We start from the raw sequence: 19,599 nt of genomic DNA on the forward strand, positions 1-19,599 counted from the left end.
AAAAAAGTAGTTTTTAATGAAAAATGGAGGTGGTCATTTTGCTCCGGAATTAGGTGGTCATTTTGAATTGGAATCAGGTGGTCACTTTAAATTGGAATTGGGTGGTCAATATCACTGGAATTTGCATGTAACGACTAACTATATAATAAAACAGATCCGCTCCTGAACGCAAAGCACAACAATACGATCGGCTAAAATTTTATGAAAAACTAAATTTCTCGTTTAGCCCCGATGGAAGCGATATCCTTTTCCTGGCTCCTTTAGCCAGGAAAAGATTTAGCGGACAGCGGGACTGAATATGTCTATAAAAATGGATTTTCTGCTCCTAAAAAAACGTAAAAACACTTTTGTTAATTCCCACAATATTAAATAATTAACCAAAAACTCAGTATCTTTATGTGCCTTGAAATAAATTTTTAAAAAAATAATTTAAAATCTAATCGAATGGAAACCACAAATGTAAAAGCTTACGGTACAGTAGCAACTGATGCTCCTTTGAAACCAATGGATATCCAACGCAGAAATACAACTGCGAAAGATATTGAAATCGAAATTTTGTATTGCGGTGTTTGTCACTCCGATTTGCACACTGCAAGAAATGATTGGGGATTTACGACTTATCCTGTAGTTCCGGGTCACGAAATTGTGGGAAAAGTAACCAAAGTTGGAGGTGATGTTACCAAACTAAAAGTAGGTGATTTGGCTGCGGTGGGTTGTTTGGTTGATTCCTGTCACACTTGTGATAATTGCAAACACGATTTGGAACAATATTGTACAACGGGTTGGATTGGGACTTATGGCAGCCCTGACAAGCATTTAGGAGGAATGACTCATGGTGGTTATTCGGAAAAAATTGTGGTGGATGAACACTTCGTTCTTAAAGTACCTGCCAATCTCGACTTGGCTGCGACAGCTCCTTTGTTGTGTGCTGGAATAACCACTTGGTCACCGCTTCGCCACTGGAAAGTTGGAAAAGGGAGCAAAGTCGCAGTGGTAGGTTTAGGAGGATTAGGACATATGGCCATCAAACTAGCCAAAGGTTTGGGAGCGGAAGTTACCCTTTTCTCCAGAACACCAAATAAGGAAAAAGATGCCTTGGAATTAGGTGCTGATGCCGTTGTTATTTCGACTGATGAAAATCACATGACTGCTGTAAATGGAAAATTCGATTTGATTATTGATACCGTTCCTTATGTTCATGATGTGAATCCTTATGTTGGTACTTTAAAAACGAATGGAACCTTGGTTTTGGTGGGTTATTTAGGCCCATTAGATCCTTTTTTAAATTCTGTCCCAATGATTTTGGGAAGAAAATCAATTGCGGGTTCTTTGATTGGTGGTATTGCCGAAACTCAGGAAATGCTTGATTTTTGTGGAGAACACAACATTGTATCTGAAATTGAATTAATCAAAATGCAGGACATCAACGAAGCGTATGAAAGAATGCTAAAAAGTGATGTCCGTTACCGTTTTGTAATTGATATGGCTTCGCTTAAAGGGTAAAAAAAGTTGCTAAGTCTCTGATATACTAAGACTCTAAGATTGAAAAAGCAGCAGTTATCCTTGATTGCGTAATAGCCCACGGATTTTACAGATCAAACGGATTTACACAGATTTTTTATCAGACTATAAAACTTTTTCATTAATTCAAAATCTTAGAATCTCAGTATCTTAGCAACTTAGAATCTTAATAAAAAAATATATGAACACAGCAGATAAAATAGAACAAAATTCAATTTTTCCTCAAGGCAACGCAGCAAATCCAGATTATTTTACAGGAAATGCCTGGGTTAAATTATTGGTGAATGAAAACGAATTTAATAGCATAATTGCTAACGTGACTTTTGAAGCCGGTGCCCGTAACAATTGGCATACCCATCCAGGAGGTCAAATCCTTATTGTAACCGATGGAATTGGTTACTATCAGGAAAAAGGCAAACCGATACAATTGATTCAAAGAGGAGATGTTATTAAAATACCCGCTGATGTTAAGCATTGGCATGGTGCTTCGGTCGATAGTACGTTGACACATATTGCGATTACGGCTATAACTCCAAAGGGCTCTATTGATTGGCTCGAAAGAGTAACTGATGCGGAATTCAATAGTTATAATGAATAAAAAAGGTAATTAATTCAACATTTACTTCCTAAAAAACGGTAGCACTTAAATTTATAAGTACTACCGTTTTTTGTATTTAGCAACTCAATTATATTATTCAATTACTTCGTAAGTGTTTACTGGTTTTGATTTATTTTTTAATACATATTCACCATTTAATACACACTTAAAAGATTCTTTTACAATATGATAAACCTCCTCCGAAATAAGAATTTGACCTGGTTTGGCAACACTTTGCAATCTTTGCGCCGTATTTACTGCATCACCGATAACCGTGTAATCAAAGCGCTTTAAAGATGCCGAACCAATATTCCCCGATACCATTTCTCCGGAGTTTATACCTATTGAGATTTGCGGTTTGTATTTTTTATCATCAACTGTTATTTCTTCACTATTTTGGATTTGCTTTTTTAAAGCAAGTCCAGCATCAATAGCTCTGTCGAGATGATAATTTCCTCTAAAGACAGCCATAACAGCATCGCCCATAAATTTATCAACATGGCCATCCTGAGCTATAATTTCTTTTACAATTGTATCAAATAAGCCATTAAGCAAATTCACAACTGTATTTGCTGGAAATAGCTCTGTAATCGAAGTAAAACTACATACATCTACAAAAAGCACTGTTGCTTCCAGCATTTCATTTTTAAGGAGACTATTCTCAAACTCCTTATTGCCCATAAAATTTATTACGTTTTCATCTACATACATCTTGAGAATATTATTTTCTTTGATGGCTTTAATGGTTTCCTGCAATTGTTTGACATGTGATATTGTTTTTTCCATGGTTAAATCCAAATCATCGAAATCAACGGGTTTGCAAACAAAATCAAATGCGCCTCTATTCATAGCCAAGCGTATATTGTGCATGTCTCCATAAGCAGATACCATAACCGCTTTCAAAATCGGATTGGCTTCGGGCAATTTACTTAACAGAGTTAATCCATCCATTATAGGCATATTAATATCGCTGAGTACGATATCCAAGTCTGGATGCTCCAAAATTTTCTGCAAAGCCTCTTCCCCATTCTGGGCAAAAATGAATTCATAAACATTCTCCCGAATCTTTTTTCTGAACTTTTGTTTTACCAGAATCTCTAGGTCCGCTTCATCATCAACTACAAGTATCTTAGCCATTGTTCATGATTTTTTTTAGTTTCTCTTTTAATAGATTAAAATCCAGTGGTTTTGTCAAAAAATCATCCGCACCTTTTTCCATAGCTTGTCTGTAATTTTCTTCATCCCCATAAGCGGTAATCATCATCACAACGGGTGACAATGCATTATAATCATGCCGGATTTTCGATAATAAATCAATACCGCTCATTCCTGGCATGTTGATGTCAGATAATATAAGTACCACTTCCAAACCATTGCCTTTAAGGTATTCTAATGCTTCCTCTCCAGAAAGGGCAAAGTCAAATTCAAAATCATGATGGCGTAATTCTTTACGAAAATGTTGTAAAAAAAGCGGCTGTACATCGGCTTCATCATCTACTACCAGTATCTTCATATCTAACTATTTTTTTGAACGATTGATATCAAAAACAAATGATTACCAAACACTTATAGCTTGTTAAATTTACAAATTTTATTATCTATAACCCGTAGGGTGAAATTAAAATAAAAAATTAACCACATAGAATCATAGATTAATGCTAAATAGGCGAAGAATAAATAGAAATAGCACTATTTCACACATAGAATACCTATGTGAATAGTAAAACGTCTATTTCTTCCTTTTAAAAAATACAAATTCTATGTTTCTATGTGGTAAAAAATAATTTCACCCAATGGGGGTTATCTATAAATATTAATATTACTCCATCGGAAGCAAAATTGTAAAAACGGTATAGTCATTTTCCCTACTATCGATGGAAATGGAACCACTATGTCCTTTTACCACTATATCATAACTTAAAGATAACCCTAAACCGGTACCCTCTCCTGTTGGTTTAGTTGTAAAGAACGGCTGCATTATTTTGTCTTTAATGGCCGTTGGAATTCCAACACCATTATCTTTTACCGTTATTTCAACGGCATTATCTTTAAGAGCTGTTGTAACACTAACTGTTGGTTTGTATGCTTCCCCAGATTTTTTCTGTCTTTGATGTGTTGCATAAAAAGCATTCGTGAATAAATTCAGCAATACACGACCTATTTCTTGCGCAAATACGTTTATTTTAGGCAAGGATGAATCAAAATCAGTAATTAAGTCGGCATTAAAACTTTTGTCTTTGGCACGAAGTCCATGATAGGCAAGCCGCAGGTATTCATCAGCCAGTTTGTTTATATCGGTAGCTTCCTTAATCGTACTTCCAGTTCGACTGTGCTGCAGCATACCTTTTACAATGCTGTCGGCACGCTTGCCATGAAAATTTATTTTTTCTAAGTTTTTTTTGATGTCGCTTGCAATAATTTTTACCTCTTCAAAATCTCCTTTAACTATTTCTTCGTTCATTTCAACTAAAAGTTCACTACTTACCTCACTGAAATTATTGACAAAGTTTAAAGGATTCTGAATTTCATGAGCTATACCTGCCGTGAGTTCACCAAGTGATGCCATTTTTTCGGATTGTATTAATTGTGCTTGGGTTATTTTAAGTTTATCAAGTGCTTTTTGCAATTCCTCTTTTTGACCGAGGATCTCAGCAGTGCGTTCTGCTACCTGGATTTCTAATTTTGCTTTTAGAATTTCAGACTGTTGGAATTCTTTTTCTCGCTCTACCGCTTTTAACTGTTCTGCTTCCATGTCTTTGCGTTGTTTTCTGGTAATAAAAAACATGGCAAAAAACCAAATGATTGAAAAAACAATGGCAGTATCAAAATAATTATTCCACTCATCATGAAAAGAAGAATTAATAAGCTCCGCAAAATCCTCTATAAAATTGACAATCACAAAAGGCACAATCGAATAAATAAAAGACTTAACCGTTTTAAACTCTTTTTGAGTTAGACAAAAATATAGTATTATAAATAACATTCCATGTGCTATCCAAGCAGTAATACCTTCCTTGGTATGCAGAAAAAGTTCAGCAATTAAAAGCATAATCGAAAGCCAAAAACCCATAAACAAATACTTGTCGATTTGAGGTAATAGGATTTTGCTTTGCAATGTTTTTCGCAAATAACTGAAAACAATTATCAATAGAATATAATCAAAGTTCATCTTTAATTGAATTAAATAGTATTAATCATATTGGTAATGTTATAATAAAGGTTGCACCTTTTCCTTCCTCCGTTTCTATATTGATTGTACCTCCATGTCCTTTTACCACAATATCATAGCTCAATGACAATCCCAAACCAGTTCCTTCACCGGTAGGCTTTGTGGTAAAAAAAGGCTGCATTATTTTACTTTTAATTCCTTCTGGAATTCCTGTGCCATTGTCTTTTACAGTAATCTCAACATAATCTCCTTTTTGAGTTGTTGTCACAGCTAAAACTGGTTTGTAATCTTTTGTTGTTTTTTGTTTTTGGTGTGTCGCATAAAAAGCATTGGTAAACAAATTAAGCAAAACCCGACCAATATCTTGCGGAATCATATTAACTTTTGGGAGAGTTGCATCAAAATGAGTTTCCAATTCTGCATTGAAAGTTTTGTCTTTGGCGCGCAAACCATGATAAGCCAATCTCAAATATTCATCGGCAAGCGCATTGATATCCGTTAGTTCTTTTTGCCCAGAGCTAATACGGGAATGTTGTAGCATGCCTTTTACAATTGCATCAGCACGTTTACCATGAAAGTTTATCTTCTCCAGATTTTGCTTAATATCCTTAGCAATAATTTTCACTTCGGTAGTATCGCCTTTGATTATTTCTTCTTCCATTTCGTCAATCAATTCCATGCTTACTTCAGAGAAATTATTAACAAAGTTCAATGGATTCTGAATTTCATGGGCAATCCCAGCGGTGAGTTCCCCAAGCGAAGCCATTTTTTCAGATTGAATGAGTTGAAGTTGAGTTGTTTTGAGTTTATTAAAAGCTTTCTCAATTTCTCTGGCATGGGCAAGCTCTTTTTCTTTGGCCAAAGTATGCTCTTTTTCTAGCAGTCTTTTTCGTTGAAAACGGTCTATCAAAAAGACGAAACCTAAGAAGAGGATTCCGTATAACGTATACGCCCACCAAGTGCGCCACCAAGGAGGAGTAATACTAAATGTAACAGAAGCCCCTTCTTTATTCCAAACACCATTGCTATTGGCAGCTTTTACCCTAAAAGTATAGTTACCTGGAGGCAGATCATAATAATATGCAGTTCGAATATTACCTACTTCACGCCAGTTGTTATCATAATTCTCCAGTTTATAGGTGAATTTATTTCTGTTGGGATTGGCATAATGTATTCCTGTATAATTGATGGAAATACTGTTTTGATTGTACTTTAGAATAAAATCTTTGGGTAATGGTTTTTTATATTTTTGAATAGAATCGAGTCCATAATATATTGAAATATCCCCAATTTTAAAATCGGTAATATATACTTTTGGAGGGGATGAATTTTTCGATATAGCATTTGGATTAAATACCGTGATACCATTACTACCTCCAAAAAACATAAGTCCTCCCGATGATTTAAAGCATGATCCATCGGCAAACAGACGCCCCTGAATACCATCTTCCATCGAAAAATTATTAAATTGTCCTTCCGCAAGACTAAACCTACTAATTCCATCAAAGGTACTAAGCCAAAGTGCTTTGTTTTTTTCGTCTGGCAAAATACCTTGAATCCCCATAGAGGGTAGACCATCTTTAGTCGTATACGTAATAATTTTTCCTGTTATGATATTGTATTTACTAAGACCACCACCCCAAGTTCCAACCCAAACTATTCCTTCTTTATCAATATATAATGAATTTATGTCTTGCGATTTTAAAATATCTCCTTTTTCCGTATCATATCCGTACCTTGATACTTTATCGGTCACATAATTATACAGGTACAATCCGCCACTGGTAAGCAACCATATTCCGATCTTAGGACTCTCGTACATATTATTTACTTCAATATCGCTATTATTGAATCCCGGAGTTCCCTTAAAATCTATATGTTTTAGAGTCTTTTCATTATTTTTCAGCACAAAAACCCCTTTAATTGTGCAGTACCATTGATTCCCTTGACTGTCTTTAATTAGATTGAAAATAAAAAGTCTATCCAATTTAGGGTCAAGAATAATTTTTTTATAACTCTTATTATTGGTGTTAAACAGAAAATAACCAAGGTTTGTTTCCAATAGAATCTCTTCAGCTGAATACAAGCCAATTCCATTACACCAATTTGAGCCAGGCACCATTTTTGCAATCGGATAAGGTGTAATCGAACTTTTTACGGGATCAAAAACATCAAGACCAGCTCCAGTAGCCATCCAAATTTTGCCATCACCACTTTCAAATATTTTATTGACCCAGCCCGAAGTAATGGAATTTTTATCTTCTGCTTTGTAAACATAGGATTTCAATACGGTTCGATTATTATATCTAAGAAATCCCTGAGCTTGTGTCCCTATCCAAAGATTATCGAAGGAATCCAAATGGAGACAAGTAAGAACATTATTTGCCAATCGTTGATTTTCATTCACCTCTTCAAATTGCTCTTTTTTCAAATCAAAATGCAGTAAACCATAAGTGGTCCCAAGCCAAATATTGCCTTTTGAATCAAACTCCATTTCAGTGATCATAAACTCACTATTCTTTTTTGAGAATGATTGTTTCAAAGGATAAGATTTTACTTTACCGGTATTGGCATTCCTGACACTGAGAACTGAATGAACAGCACTGCTTGATGTCATCCAAATATTTCCTTTAGCATCACTCTTGATAGTGTTGTAGTATTTATTAGTCAGAAATTCAGGGATTGGCCATTTTTCTTTTTGAATGTTATTATCTTTATCAATCCTAAAAAGACCATTGGCCGCAAATATCCATGTATTACCAAAAGGGTCTATAGTAGCTTTATAAACATTTTTTATTTCTTCTTTATTTGGAGAATCAAAACGTTTAAGTTTATTACTGTTTTCATCTTTATAAAAAAGAGCATGAGAAGCCGAAATACCAACAAAAGAATCTGCACCAAAATAAATCCGTCCTCTCGAATTTTCATTTATAGTAATTATTGCGGGTCGTGAACCAGAAGGAAAATCCGTGAGTTTTAAAAAATTATAATTCTTGAATGTTTTTGTTATGGGATTATATTCACTTAGCAGATCGGTACAGCCAATCCAAATATGACCATCTTTGGCTTCAAAAAGGATGTTGGTCAAAATACTGCCCATTTTTTTTGAATCTTTGGGATCTGTATCATAATGTTTGTACTCATACCCGTCATATTGCACCAGTCCATTACTGGTTGCGATCCAAACAACACCTCGCCTATCCGTAATCATATCCAAGATTAAGCTACCTCCTAAATCAGGGTAAGTTGTGAAATTATTAGGATTAAGTTGTGCGGAAACTGAGGAGTAAAATACCTGAAAACTGACTAATAGGAAAACAAAAAAGTGCTTTTTCATAATTCAGCTATTTTTATTAATTGGTTTGAATACAACCTTACGCACTAAATCTTCTTGGGCAATTTTTTTCGATTATCAACGTCTTCTTTTATAATGGAATAAGCCTAAGACATTTGAAAACCGATAACTCGCAGGGTAGATTGGATAGCAAAAAATAAAAAACTTAACTAAATCTATATCAACAGATTAAAAGTACTAAAATTACATAAAAATTAACAAACTTATTATGCTATTTTCAATTTAAATGCAAACACTATTGATGAAGGAACAATTTCCGCACGCTTCCAAAAAAAAGAATAGTAATAAAAGTGCATGTTTCCTTTTGGTCCATAAAAAAAACCGTCACCTCTTAAAGCTTAAATGGTGGCGGTTTCTCTTAAAAAAAAATTATTTTCTTTACTAATTCAAAACTATTTTTTTTCTAATTCTCGTATATAGTTGACCAATTTCCAGCGTTGATCATCAGTTAGCAGTTCAAAATAAGTGGCCATGGGAGCTTTTCCATTGGTAATTTTCCAAAAAATAGCACCATCTGTTTGACTTTTTACATTCAAAGCCAAAAAATTAGCAGGATGTGGCTGCAAGGTAAGACCTGCTTCTCCATTTCCCTGTCCTTTTACACCGTGACACAAAACACACATCTGATTAAAAATTGCTTTCCCCTCATCTGTTGCCTTCTGATTTCCTACAAAAGGATTTTTCAATGAATTAGAATATTCTGGTGCAACCCAGCTTATTTCTTGCGCAATACTTTTTGTCCCTGTCACGATTAGTAAAGCTAGTACTACTAAAAATTTAAATTCTACTTTCATGGCTTAGTGCTATTAAATTATACATCAAATTTAAGAAAACGTTATAGTATTAAAACTGATATTTATCATAAAATTCATCTTTTCCAAACAAAAACCAAAATAATCAACATAAATTAACAAATAGCAAATAAAATCGTAATTTACTGATTATTCCATACATTATTTAACGGAGTAGCATCCATAAATACACCATTATCAAGAGAAATCGATTTTATCTTTTTGATTGATTTCAAGGAAATTACTGTGTTTTTTTGATTGGCTTGCCAAACGGTTGGATTTTGATGCAAAATCTCCTTTGTATCATCCTTGTACATAATAATAACATCAAAAGGGATGGCAAAACCACCTACATTTTTAATCCAAATTGCACTTTTTGAATTCAAATTTTCTACTTTTTCAATCATTAAATCAATGTAATTATTTGTAAAAAACCAGTTATTGAAAAACCAATTTAAATTTTTACCCGAACTGGTATTCATGCAATTGAAAAAGTCCCAAGGGATTGGATGTTTTCCGTTCCATGTTTCCATATAAAAATGCAATGATTTTTTGAATTGATCATCTCCAATCATATCCTTCAGGGCAAGATAAGAAAGTGAAGCTTTACCATATGAATTATTACCGTATCCCGCATCCGACACCTGTGTTGACATTGAAATTATAGGCTGGTCTTCCTCTGTTGATGGGTCATTTATATATTGATTAACCCTAAACTCTTTATAAAATTTATCGGCTGCCTCTTTACCGTGTTCGGCTATGCCAATCAAATATTCAAATGTTGTAGCCCATCCTTCATCCATAAAAGCATATCGGGTTTCATTTATCCCCATATAAAAAGGAAAATAAGTATGTGCTATTTCATGGTCCTGCACCAATTGGGCAAAAACCGGGTCACCAGTTTGAGAATCATTAACCATCATAGGATACTCCATATCTGCAAATCCTTGAAAAGCAGTCATTTTGGAGTATGGATAAGGAACACCTGGCCAATTATTAGAAAACCAAGACAATGCATAGTTATTATTTTTAACAGAATTCCTAAAATCGGTTCCTTTTACTAAATCATAAGCAGCTTGAGTGCTTGTCCTGCGATTAGTTTTGGCATCTACAACAACGCTTCCCACATCCCATACATAATGATCACTTAAAGCAAAACAAACATCGGTAATATTATTGGCTTGGAACTTCCAACTGTTCCAATCTTGTTGTTGGGTTACACGTCCTTCTTTCATTTCTTGTTCATTTACAATGTGCATTACCTCATCTGTTGTATATGATTTTTTCAATCGTGATGAAAACTCAGGTTGCAATACTTCATCTGGATTCAATAAATCACCCGTCCCATAAACCACATAATTTTTGGGTACTTTTACGGTATAAGTATAGTCATTAAAATCATTATAAAACTCTTGACGATCGGAATGAGGCAATCTGTCCCATCTATTATAATCATCAAAAACTGATACTCTAGGATAGCTATAAGCTACATAAAAAGTAGTCTCATCTATTTGCCCCTCTCTTCCACTCTCTTTAGACAAAGGATAATTCCATTCAACTTCAAGGGTTGCTTTAGACTTTGGTGGCAATGGTTTATTCATTTTAACATTCCCAACAGTTCCCCATTTTCTGGCATCCTCTTTATACAATTCTCCATTTATTTTTAAAGAAGTAATGATCAATCCATTTGACAAAAAATCATCACTTACATTGCCACTCCGGGGAGAAGACGGTTTATGCAGATTATTTACAAAACGTATTACCATATTTCGCAAAGTGTCACCGCTGTTATTTTCATATATAATAGTTTCAGTTCCACTTACTATTTTTGTAGTTGTGTTTACAGTAATATCCATAGTGTATTTACCATGATTCTGCCAATATTTTTTTCCTGGTTTTCCATCCATAGAACGAGTTTCTTTTGCGTAAGCTTCTTTAATATTTCTAGGCATATAAAGTTCTTGTGCAAAACTGCTTTGCGCTAGACAAATAATAACTAACAGTAATTGAAATGGGGCTTGCTTTTTCATTTCCAGATTTTTAGATTTTGATGATTGTTATTAATAATAACTAGTATGTCTAAAAACGAGAAAATTTGTAACAAAAAAAATACACTTTTTCTGTATTTTATTAAATTATCATCACAAAATAAAACGATTCCCTAAGATATGTTTAGTTCTATTTTTGATTACAAATGATAAAATGCTTTTATCAGAAAGCGAATCAATAGATACAAAACAGCAGTAATCAAAGTTAAAGCAATGCATAAGGTTATGAGATTAATCACTATATTAGGAATGAATTTTAATTTGGGATGAACATAATAAGGTTCACGATGTAAACGTTCGTGGACATTTTTGACGGCTATTTTTATTTTCTTTTTGATGTTTATTTATTTTAAGAAATTTATAAATCAATAGAGAATAATACTTGTTCAATAGTTTGGGTAAAAAAAACAGCAAAGAGACTCCCCTTACAAATATAAACAATTTACAAGTTATACTTCACTATCAAACTTAAAAACAGTTAATTATATAAAATCAGCATTCTTTTTTCTATGGTTTAAAAACGAAAAGACCGTCTCATTCCTTGTAACGAGACGGTCTTTAAAAAAATGTAAAAAACGATTACAGAATATAATCGGTATTAATGAAATTGGATTCTTTGCTATTCAACAATTCCTGTAAAATTTCATTATTATAAGCATTATCCTTAGACGCTACAAAAGTTCTAATTGAGAATGAACGCAAAGCATCGTGAATACTCAATGTTCCGAAAGCTGAATCTTTTCTTCCTGTAAATGGAAAAACATCTGGGCCTCTTTGGCAAGAACTATTCAAGTTTACTCTACAAACCAGATTCACCAAAGTATCGATAAGCGGCGCAATGGTTTTAATATTTTTACCAAACAAACTCACTTGTTGTCCGTAATTCGATTCGGCCATATCATTCAATGGTTCTTGGATATCTTTGAAAGTCAAAACAGGCACCACTGGACCAAATTGCTCTTCATGATACACTCGCATCTCTTTATTTATTGGAAACAAAATGGCTGGGAATATAAAATTATCAGAATGCTCCCCTCCTTTTGCATTAATCACTTTGGCACCCTTACTGGTTGCATCATCAATTAATTCCTGAATGTAAGCCGGTTTTTCGGTTTCTGGAAGCGGCGTCAAAGAAACTCCTTTCTCCCATGGGTTTCCAAAAACAAGAGCATCCACTTTCTCGGCAAAACGTTTGTTGAATTCAGCAGCTATATTCTCGTGCACATAAATAATTTTCAATGCAGTACATCTTTGACCATTAAAAGATAAAGTACCCGCGATACATTCTTGGATTGTCAAATCCAAATCAGCATCTGGTAGAATTATCGCTGGATTCTTGGCTTCCAATCCTAATACCAAACGCAATCTGTTTTTGTTTGGATGTTGATCCTGTAAAGCGATAGCTGATTTACTGTTACCAATCAAAGCCAAAATATCTACTTTCCCTGATTTCATTATTGGCGAAGCGATTTCACGACCTCTACCATAAACAATGCTGATTACTCCTTTTGGAAAACTGCTTCTAAAAGCTTCCAACAATGGTGATATTAACAGAACACCATGTTTTGCTGGTTTGAATATTACAGGATTTCCCATAATCAAAGCCGGAATAAGCAATGTAAAGGTTTCATTCAATGGATAATTGTAAGGTCCAAGACATAATACAACTCCTATTGGTCCTCTTCGTACCATGGCATTTATCCCTTGCACTTTAGAAAAATGTGCCGAACGACTGTTTAATTCTTTGTAGCTTTCGATAGTATCATTAATGTATTCTACCGTTCTGTCAAATTCTTTTTCGGAGTCACCAAGTGTTTTTCCAATTTCCCACATCAAAAGCTTCACAACTTCGGAACGGGTTTCTTTCATTTGGGCAACAAACTTTTCCATACATTTAATACGGTCAACCACTTTCATTGTTGGCCATAAACCTTGTCCGTTATTAAAAGCCGCTCTTGCCGATTCAGCTACTTCAAGCGCTTCGGCTTCTCCCATAAAAGGAATTGAACCCAATAATGTTGGCTCATATTTTTCAGTTGAAGAAATTGTAGAATATACGGGTGTAGTTTTTCCAGTCCATTTTTTCAATTTACCATTTACCAAATAAGTATCTTGAATAAGCGGTGTGGTAATTTGAAATTCTTGAGGTATTGTATTCATTCTTTTGGTTATTTTGGTTGTTTTATATCGAGATAATATTAAAATTTTGGAAATATAGCATCACCATATTTCTCTTATTCACTATTTGTTTATGAAAATCATGGCGATTTCATATTTAATTTAAAAAAGAGGCTTTTGCCTCTTTAAGTTTGATATTACACTATATCACCATTCCATTCTATTATACCTCCAAGCAAATTATAGGCATTTTCAATTCCTAACTCATTCATAATTTCACATGCTTTTGCACTTCGAGCCCCTGAACGACAATACACATAATAATTTTTATTTTTATCTAATGCTGCAATTGCATCAATAAACTCCTGACCTTTATGAAAATCAATATTGATAGCACCTTCTATTATACCTTGATCACATTCATCTTCTGTTCTCACATCTAGCATTACTGCTTTCTCATCGGTTTCAAATTGTGAAATCCAATCTTCTTGCGTTAAATTCATATCTAAATCTTTTTTATTTTTTAATCCAATATAAAATTGCTTCGCCTACTCGCTATCACTCCAGTACTATATATTCTGTGGTGTTCACGACCTATTTAGGGTCATGCCTATTTCATAATACATATTTTTATGTAAAAATACGGGTTTTTCCTCAAACAAATCACCTCTTTTTTGTGAATTAATCAATAAAGTAAAGAAAACGTTTTCGTGAAAATCAATATTCAGTGAATCGCAACATCTATTATTTATAGTTTAAAATAAAGACTTTATTATCCTCTTCTTTTCTATATTTCATAATTAATTATGTGTCCTTCCTTTTTCATTTATCGAAAACTTCTCCTTTTTTACTACTTTTACAGTATTGGTAATCCTGCTAATTTCAAAATGTAAATCAAAATGTCAGAGCAGCTAAAAAACACATTCCCTTCCTTTTCGAACCAGTTAATTCAAGACATAAAAAAAAATGAAGTTATTAAAAACTTCAGTGCTGGCGAAGTCATTATGCGTACTGGTCAATACATCAAAAACACTATTCTGGTAACCAAAGGAACTATCAAAGTCTATCGTGAAGATGATGATGGTGGTGAGTTTTTTATGTATTATCTGCAGCCTGGTCAAGCTTGTGCACTGTCTATGGTTTGCGCCGCTAAGAATGAAAAAAGTCAAATTATGGCCAAAGTGGTTGAAGATGCGGAAGTAGTAATGGTACCGTTGTCTTTAATGGACAAATGGATGATGGAACATCGTACTTGGTATGAATTTGTAATTGGCACCTATCGCAATCGATTTGAAGAAGTCTTGGAAGTTATCGATAGCATCGCATTTAGAGCCATGGATGAACGCCTGGAATTTTATCTAAAACGCCAGGTCGAAGCCTGTGGCTGCAAGGAACTAAAACTTTCACACCAAGAAATCGGATCGGATTTGAATACTTCCAGAGAAGTGATTTCGAGATTACTCAAAAAAATGGAACAACGAGGTTTAGTCCTTTTGCATCGCAACCAGATTGAGATATTAATGTAGTTAGAAGTTTGACTTCATAGCCCAAAACTCATAACTTATTCAAAAGTGACAAAAGTTACTTTACATCAACAATAGTCTTCGCATCTTTGCCGCAAATAAAAAATCATGGAATACTTCGGTTATTTGGCTTCAATAATAATAGGGCTTTCTTTAGGTCTAATTGGTGGCGGTGGTTCTATTTTGACCATTCCGATATTGGTTTATTTATTCAAAATAGACCCAAAATTAGCGACTAGTTATTCCTTATTTATTGTCGGAATTACTGCATTATCGGGATGTTTCAGTCATTACAGAATGGGGAATCTCAAAATCAAATCGGCCCTCTATTTTGCCGTTCCTTCCGTATTTTCCATATTGATTATCCGAGAAGTAATTTTTCTAAAAATTCCCAATGTCCTTTTTACAATTGATGATTTTCAAATAACTAAAAACCTATTAATCATGATTGTTTTTGCTGTCATGATGATGGCTGCTTCATTTTCAATGATTCGCAAAACGAATTCACAAATTCAATCTGTTGGCACTAACTACTTGCAATTAGCAATAATAGGTTCAATAGTTGGAATTGTGACAGGTTTTCTGGGTGCTGGAGGAGGTTTTTTAATTATTCCTGCACTTTTGTTTTTTGCCAACCTACCCATGAAACAAGCCGTTGGAACCTCATTATTAATCATTTTCATCAATTCCTCTATCGGTTTTGTGGGTGATTTATACATTGGAACTCCAATAAATTATCCATTCTTGTTAACTATTTCAGGCATGGCTTTTATCGGAATGATTATTGGTACCCAATTATCCAAAAAATTAGACGGAGATAAACTCAAACCCATTTTTGGTTGGTTCATTCTAATTATGGGAATCTATATTATTATTAAGGAAATCGTATTCAATTAAACTTACGTTAAAGTAATTTTTGTCACAGAAAGTATCATAAAACAGAAGTAACTTTGTATCACATTAAATTTAAAATACCATGCAAATAGAACAAATATATACAGGCTGTCTGGCACAAGGTGCTTATTACATCACTTCCAATGGAGAAGCGGCTATAATTGACCCTCTGAGAGAAACACAGCCTTATTTGGACAGAATCGAACGTGATGGTGTCAAACTGAAATATATTTTTGAAACTCATTTTCATGCCGATTTTGTTTCCGGCCATTTGGATTTAAGCAAAGAAACTGGAGCACCTATCGTTTACGGACCAACCGCAAAACCCGAATTTGAAGCCATCGTCGCAACAGATAATCAACTATTTGAAATTGGAAATATCATAATAAAAGTATTACATACGCCAGGTCATACCATGGAAAGTTCTACCTATTTATTAATTGACGAAAACGGAAAAGATTATGCTATTTTCTCTGGTGACACTTTGTTTATTGGAGATGTGGGAAGACCTGATCTTGCCCAAAAAGCAGCTTCGATGACACAGGAACAATTGGCTGGATTATTATATCATTCGCTAAGAGACAAAGTGATGACACTGGCAGATGATGTCATTGTTTATCCTGCTCATGGTGCGGGTAGTGCCTGCGGAAAAAACATGAGCAAGGAAACCGTTTCGACCATTGGAAACCAAAAAGCAACCAATTATGCTTTAAGAGCCAATATGACCGAAGCTGAATTCATCAAAGAAGTAACCGATGGACTTCTGCCTCCCCCAGCCTATTTTGGGATGAATGTGGCTATGAACAAAAAAGGATATGCCAGTTTTGAAAATGTATTGGATCTAGGTATGAAAGGTTTATCAGTTAACGAATTTGAAGCAATAGCAGAAGAAACGGGGGCTTTAATTTTGGACACAAGAAGCAATGGAGATTTTGCCAAAGGCTTTATTCCGCAATCCATAAACATAGGAATCAATGGTGATTTTGCTCCTTGGGTGGGCGCTTTGATTGCCGATGTAAAACAGCCTATTATATTAGTGACCGAATTTGGACGGGAAAAAGAAACCGTTACACGTTTGAGTCGTGTGGGTTTTGACAATTTAGTGGGACATTTAGAAGGTGGTTTTGAGGCGTGGAAAAAAACGGGCAAAGAAATTGATACCGTAAACCGAATCAATGCCGAGCAATTCAAAACACAAGTAAAAATTGGAGAAAGCAAAATTATTGACATTCGCAAAGAAAGTGAATACAGTGCCGAACATATTGAAGAAGCGTTCAGTAAACCGCTCGCCAACATCAACGATTGGATAAAAGATATCGACCCAAAAGAGCACTTCTTTATGCATTGTGCCGGCGGATACCGCAGTATGATTGCAGCATCAATTTTGCAAGCCAGAGGGTTTAGAAATTTTACCGAAATAGAAGGCGGATTTAACGCCATTGCCAAAACTGATATTCCTAGAACTGATTTTGTTTGTCAAAGTAAAATTTAATAGCAATAAAAAAACATTTAGGGCGTGACCCCGTTGAGCAAAGGGGCTTACTTTTAGCATCGCTTATACAGCCCCTTTGCTCAACGCTGTCGAGCTATCCGCGCTACTTCGGTAGCTTGCTACTATCCCTCACGCTCAAATAATATTGATACTATTTACTTTAAATTTGAAGTTTAGGTAATAAAGATTTTTAGCAATTAAAAATAATTCATTAACCAATAAATACTTTTATCATGAAAAAAAATATGGGTGCTACAGACAAATTGATTCGTTCGATAATTGGAATTATAATTGCAATATTATACTATTCAGGTATTATAACTGGCACACTAGCCATTGTTTTATTAGCCTTTGCCATCATCTTTTTACTAACCAGTTTCATTAGTTTTTGCCCATTATACACAACTTTTAGGCATAAACACCAATAAAAAACAATAATATGGAAGAACTACAATGCTGTGTGGTATCCTGTGAAAAACCTTTGGATAAAGTCTATTGGGACAACCAATATCAATCCAATACAACTGGTTGGGATTTAGGAGAAATATCCCCTCCTATAAAAAGCTATATTGATACTTTAGAAGACAAAGCCATTCAAATTTTAATCCCTGGGTGTGGAAATACCTACGAAGCGGAATATCTTCTAGATAAAGGTTTTACAAACGTTACCGTAATTGACATTGCTCCAACATTAATAGAAAATCTAAAAACCAAATTCAAGAATACTTCCAATATCAATATCGTATTGGGAGACTTTTTTGAACATCAGGGCGAGTATGATTTAATCATTGAACAGACATTCTTTTGCGCCTTGCCACCAACAATGCGTCAAAAATATGTTTGGAAAATGCATCAGCTATTGGCCAACAAAGGAAAAATTGCTGGATTATTATTCAACCGAACATTTGAAAGTGGCCCACCTTTTGGCGGAAGCCAAGAAGAATATAATTTGCTTTTTCAACAAGCTTTTAGTTTTCTAAAAATGGATGTTTGTCAAAATTCTGCCACGCCAAGAACTGGTTCCGAATTGTTTATCGAATTACAAAAAAACAGTGAAGTGCTAGTCAATTTATATCCATTTGAAGGCATCACCTGTAATGGTTGCAAGAATACCGTTACCGAGAAATTCTCTACACTTGAAAGTGTTTTAAACGTAAGTATGAGCAGCAATTTTGCCGAAGTATTGATTGTAAGCAAAGATGAAGTTGCATTGAAAACTCTGCAAAAAGAAATCGCTTACGATGCCAAATATAAAATTGGAAAGAAACTATAAAAAATGAAAGATATACTATTTAGCAACTGGCATATAATGCGAATTTTTCGATTGGCTTTTGCTGTATTTTTATTCGCACAAGCTTATTATACAAACGAATGGTTCTTCATCGCCTTTGGATTATTTTTCTTTATTCAGGCTATCTTTAATACAGGTTGTGGGCCAAATGGCTGTACAATTCCAAAAAATAAATACAGTAAAAAATGAGTACTTTCAACAATATCATCCAGTCCGAAAAACCAGTCTTGGTAGATTTTTTTGCCACTTGGTGTGGACCTTGCCAAACTTTGGCTCCTATTCTGAAACAAGTCAAAGACAATTTAGGTGACCGTATATCCATCATCAAAATTGACGTCGATAAAAACCAACAAATCGCAGCTCAATACCAAGTTCGCGGCGTACCTACTATGATTCTCTTTCAAAACGGAAAGCAGTTATGGAGACAATCTGGAGTTTTAAGCTCCTCTGATTTAATCAAAGTGATTGTAGAAAAAAGCAACTCATGACCCGAAAAGCAATTATTATAACAAGCATCGGAATTGTCGTTGGAGCTATTTCCGGTTACTTATATTATCACTTTGTGGGTTGTGCTTCGGGCAGTTGCGCTATCACTTCAAAACCTGTAAACTCCGCTCTTTATGGTAGTTTACTGGGAGGATTGTTGTTTAATATGTTTGTGAAAGAAGAGAAAAAACAGAAATAAAACGTTAACTGCTAAATCAGAACGCAGGACCATAAAAAAATAAATCATAAGTATTTCAACCCGAAATACTTTTTTTATCTATCTTTGTTAACCAAACGGTTAAACCATACAGTT

Annotated in this window: 19 protein-coding genes; 11 read left to right on the forward strand and 8 right to left on the reverse strand. The window is 34.4% G+C overall.

Features of this window, described 5'->3' with window-relative positions; translation table 11 throughout:
- Positions 1 to 16: 16 nt before the first annotated feature.
- The 3 genes from KZH69_RS19190 (at position 17) to KZH69_RS19200 (ending at position 2,119) form a co-directional block, all read left to right on the forward strand.
- Positions 17 to 166 (forward strand): hypothetical protein, encoded by a 150-nt coding sequence (locus tag KZH69_RS19190; RefSeq protein WP_219319092.1) that lies wholly within the window; start codon positions 17 to 19, stop codon positions 164 to 166.
- A gap of 278 nt (positions 167 to 444) precedes the next feature.
- Positions 445 to 1,503 (forward strand): NAD(P)-dependent alcohol dehydrogenase, encoded by a 1,059-nt coding sequence (locus tag KZH69_RS19195; protein WP_219319093.1) that lies wholly within the window; start codon positions 445 to 447, stop codon positions 1,501 to 1,503.
- Positions 1,504 to 1,702: 199 nt separating this feature from the next.
- Entirely contained in the window at positions 1,703 to 2,119 is a 417-nt protein-coding gene (locus tag KZH69_RS19200) for a (R)-mandelonitrile lyase (RefSeq protein WP_219319094.1), read from the forward strand.
- A gap of 93 nt (positions 2,120 to 2,212) precedes the next feature.
- Here the strand turns inward: KZH69_RS19200 and KZH69_RS19205 are convergent, their stop codons facing one another.
- From KZH69_RS19205 to KZH69_RS19240, 8 genes are all read right to left on the reverse strand, one after another.
- Positions 2,213 to 3,256 (reverse strand): adenylate/guanylate cyclase domain-containing protein, encoded by a 1,044-nt coding sequence (locus KZH69_RS19205; protein WP_219319095.1) that lies wholly within the window; start codon positions 3,254 to 3,256, stop codon positions 2,213 to 2,215.
- The gene (locus KZH69_RS19210; RefSeq protein WP_219319096.1) at positions 3,249 to 3,632 is read right to left on the reverse strand and encodes a response regulator; all 384 of its coding nucleotides are present in this window, start codon (positions 3,630 to 3,632) and stop codon (positions 3,249 to 3,251) included. The genes KZH69_RS19205 and KZH69_RS19210 overlap by 8 nt, the downstream gene beginning before the upstream one ends.
- Before the next feature lie 306 nt (positions 3,633 to 3,938).
- On the reverse strand, positions 3,939 to 5,288 hold the full coding sequence (locus KZH69_RS19215; protein ID WP_255558514.1) for a sensor histidine kinase: 1,350 nt from the start codon (positions 5,286 to 5,288) through the stop codon (positions 3,939 to 3,941).
- Positions 5,289 to 5,313: 25 nt separating this feature from the next.
- Entirely contained in the window at positions 5,314 to 8,625 is a 3,312-nt protein-coding gene (locus KZH69_RS19220; protein ID WP_219319097.1) for a sensor histidine kinase, read from the reverse strand.
- A 410-nt stretch (positions 8,626 to 9,035) separates the two neighbouring features.
- On the reverse strand, positions 9,036 to 9,437 hold the full coding sequence (locus tag KZH69_RS19225; RefSeq protein ID WP_219319098.1) for a c-type cytochrome: 402 nt from the start codon (positions 9,435 to 9,437) through the stop codon (positions 9,036 to 9,038).
- A gap of 140 nt (positions 9,438 to 9,577) precedes the next feature.
- A complete protein-coding gene (locus tag KZH69_RS19230) occupies positions 9,578 to 11,464 on the reverse strand; it encodes a M1 family metallopeptidase (protein ID WP_219319099.1) in 1,887 nt (628 codons plus the stop codon).
- A 597-nt stretch (positions 11,465 to 12,061) separates the two neighbouring features.
- Positions 12,062 to 13,642 (reverse strand): NADP-dependent glyceraldehyde-3-phosphate dehydrogenase, encoded by a 1,581-nt coding sequence (locus tag KZH69_RS19235; protein ID WP_219319100.1) that lies wholly within the window; start codon positions 13,640 to 13,642, stop codon positions 12,062 to 12,064.
- A gap of 155 nt (positions 13,643 to 13,797) precedes the next feature.
- Complete coding sequence (locus KZH69_RS19240; RefSeq protein ID WP_219319101.1) at positions 13,798 to 14,103, reverse strand: rhodanese-like domain-containing protein; 306 nt, start codon at positions 14,101 to 14,103, stop codon at positions 13,798 to 13,800.
- A 396-nt stretch (positions 14,104 to 14,499) separates the two neighbouring features.
- Between KZH69_RS19240 and KZH69_RS19245 the strand changes: the two genes are divergently transcribed.
- The 8 genes from KZH69_RS19245 (at position 14,500) to KZH69_RS19280 (ending at position 19,485) form a co-directional block, all read left to right on the forward strand.
- The gene (locus KZH69_RS19245) at positions 14,500 to 15,126 is read left to right on the forward strand and encodes a Crp/Fnr family transcriptional regulator (protein WP_219319102.1); all 627 of its coding nucleotides are present in this window, start codon (positions 14,500 to 14,502) and stop codon (positions 15,124 to 15,126) included.
- A 105-nt stretch (positions 15,127 to 15,231) separates the two neighbouring features.
- Positions 15,232 to 16,020 (forward strand): sulfite exporter TauE/SafE family protein, encoded by a 789-nt coding sequence (locus KZH69_RS19250; RefSeq protein ID WP_219319103.1) that lies wholly within the window; start codon positions 15,232 to 15,234, stop codon positions 16,018 to 16,020.
- 79 nt (positions 16,021 to 16,099) lie between these two features.
- Complete coding sequence (locus KZH69_RS19255) at positions 16,100 to 17,509, forward strand: MBL fold metallo-hydrolase (protein ID WP_219319104.1); 1,410 nt, start codon at positions 16,100 to 16,102, stop codon at positions 17,507 to 17,509.
- Positions 17,510 to 17,754: 245 nt separating this feature from the next.
- A complete protein-coding gene (locus KZH69_RS19260) occupies positions 17,755 to 17,937 on the forward strand; it encodes a YgaP family membrane protein (protein WP_369410688.1) in 183 nt (60 codons plus the stop codon).
- 11 nt (positions 17,938 to 17,948) lie between these two features.
- Positions 17,949 to 18,782, forward strand: coding sequence for a methyltransferase domain-containing protein (locus tag KZH69_RS19265; RefSeq protein WP_219319106.1), 834 nt, complete (start codon positions 17,949 to 17,951; stop codon positions 18,780 to 18,782).
- 3 nt (positions 18,783 to 18,785) lie between these two features.
- The gene (locus tag KZH69_RS19270) at positions 18,786 to 18,989 is read left to right on the forward strand and encodes a hypothetical protein (RefSeq protein ID WP_219319107.1); all 204 of its coding nucleotides are present in this window, start codon (positions 18,786 to 18,788) and stop codon (positions 18,987 to 18,989) included.
- Positions 18,986 to 19,288 carry a thioredoxin gene (gene trxA / locus KZH69_RS19275; protein ID WP_219319108.1) on the forward strand — a complete coding sequence of 101 codons (303 nt, stop codon included), beginning with the start codon at positions 18,986 to 18,988 and terminating at the stop codon, positions 19,286 to 19,288. Before KZH69_RS19270 ends, trxA begins: the two co-directional genes overlap by 4 nt.
- Positions 19,285 to 19,485: a DUF6132 family protein gene (locus KZH69_RS19280; protein ID WP_219319109.1), complete on the forward strand. Its 201-nt coding sequence runs from the start codon at positions 19,285 to 19,287 to the stop codon at positions 19,483 to 19,485. The genes trxA and KZH69_RS19280 overlap by 4 nt, the downstream gene beginning before the upstream one ends.
- Positions 19,486 to 19,599 lie beyond the last annotated feature (114 nt).

The organism is Flavobacterium taihuense, from assembly GCF_019351435.1.
Taxonomy (GTDB): domain Bacteria; phylum Bacteroidota; class Bacteroidia; order Flavobacteriales; family Flavobacteriaceae; genus Flavobacterium; species Flavobacterium taihuense.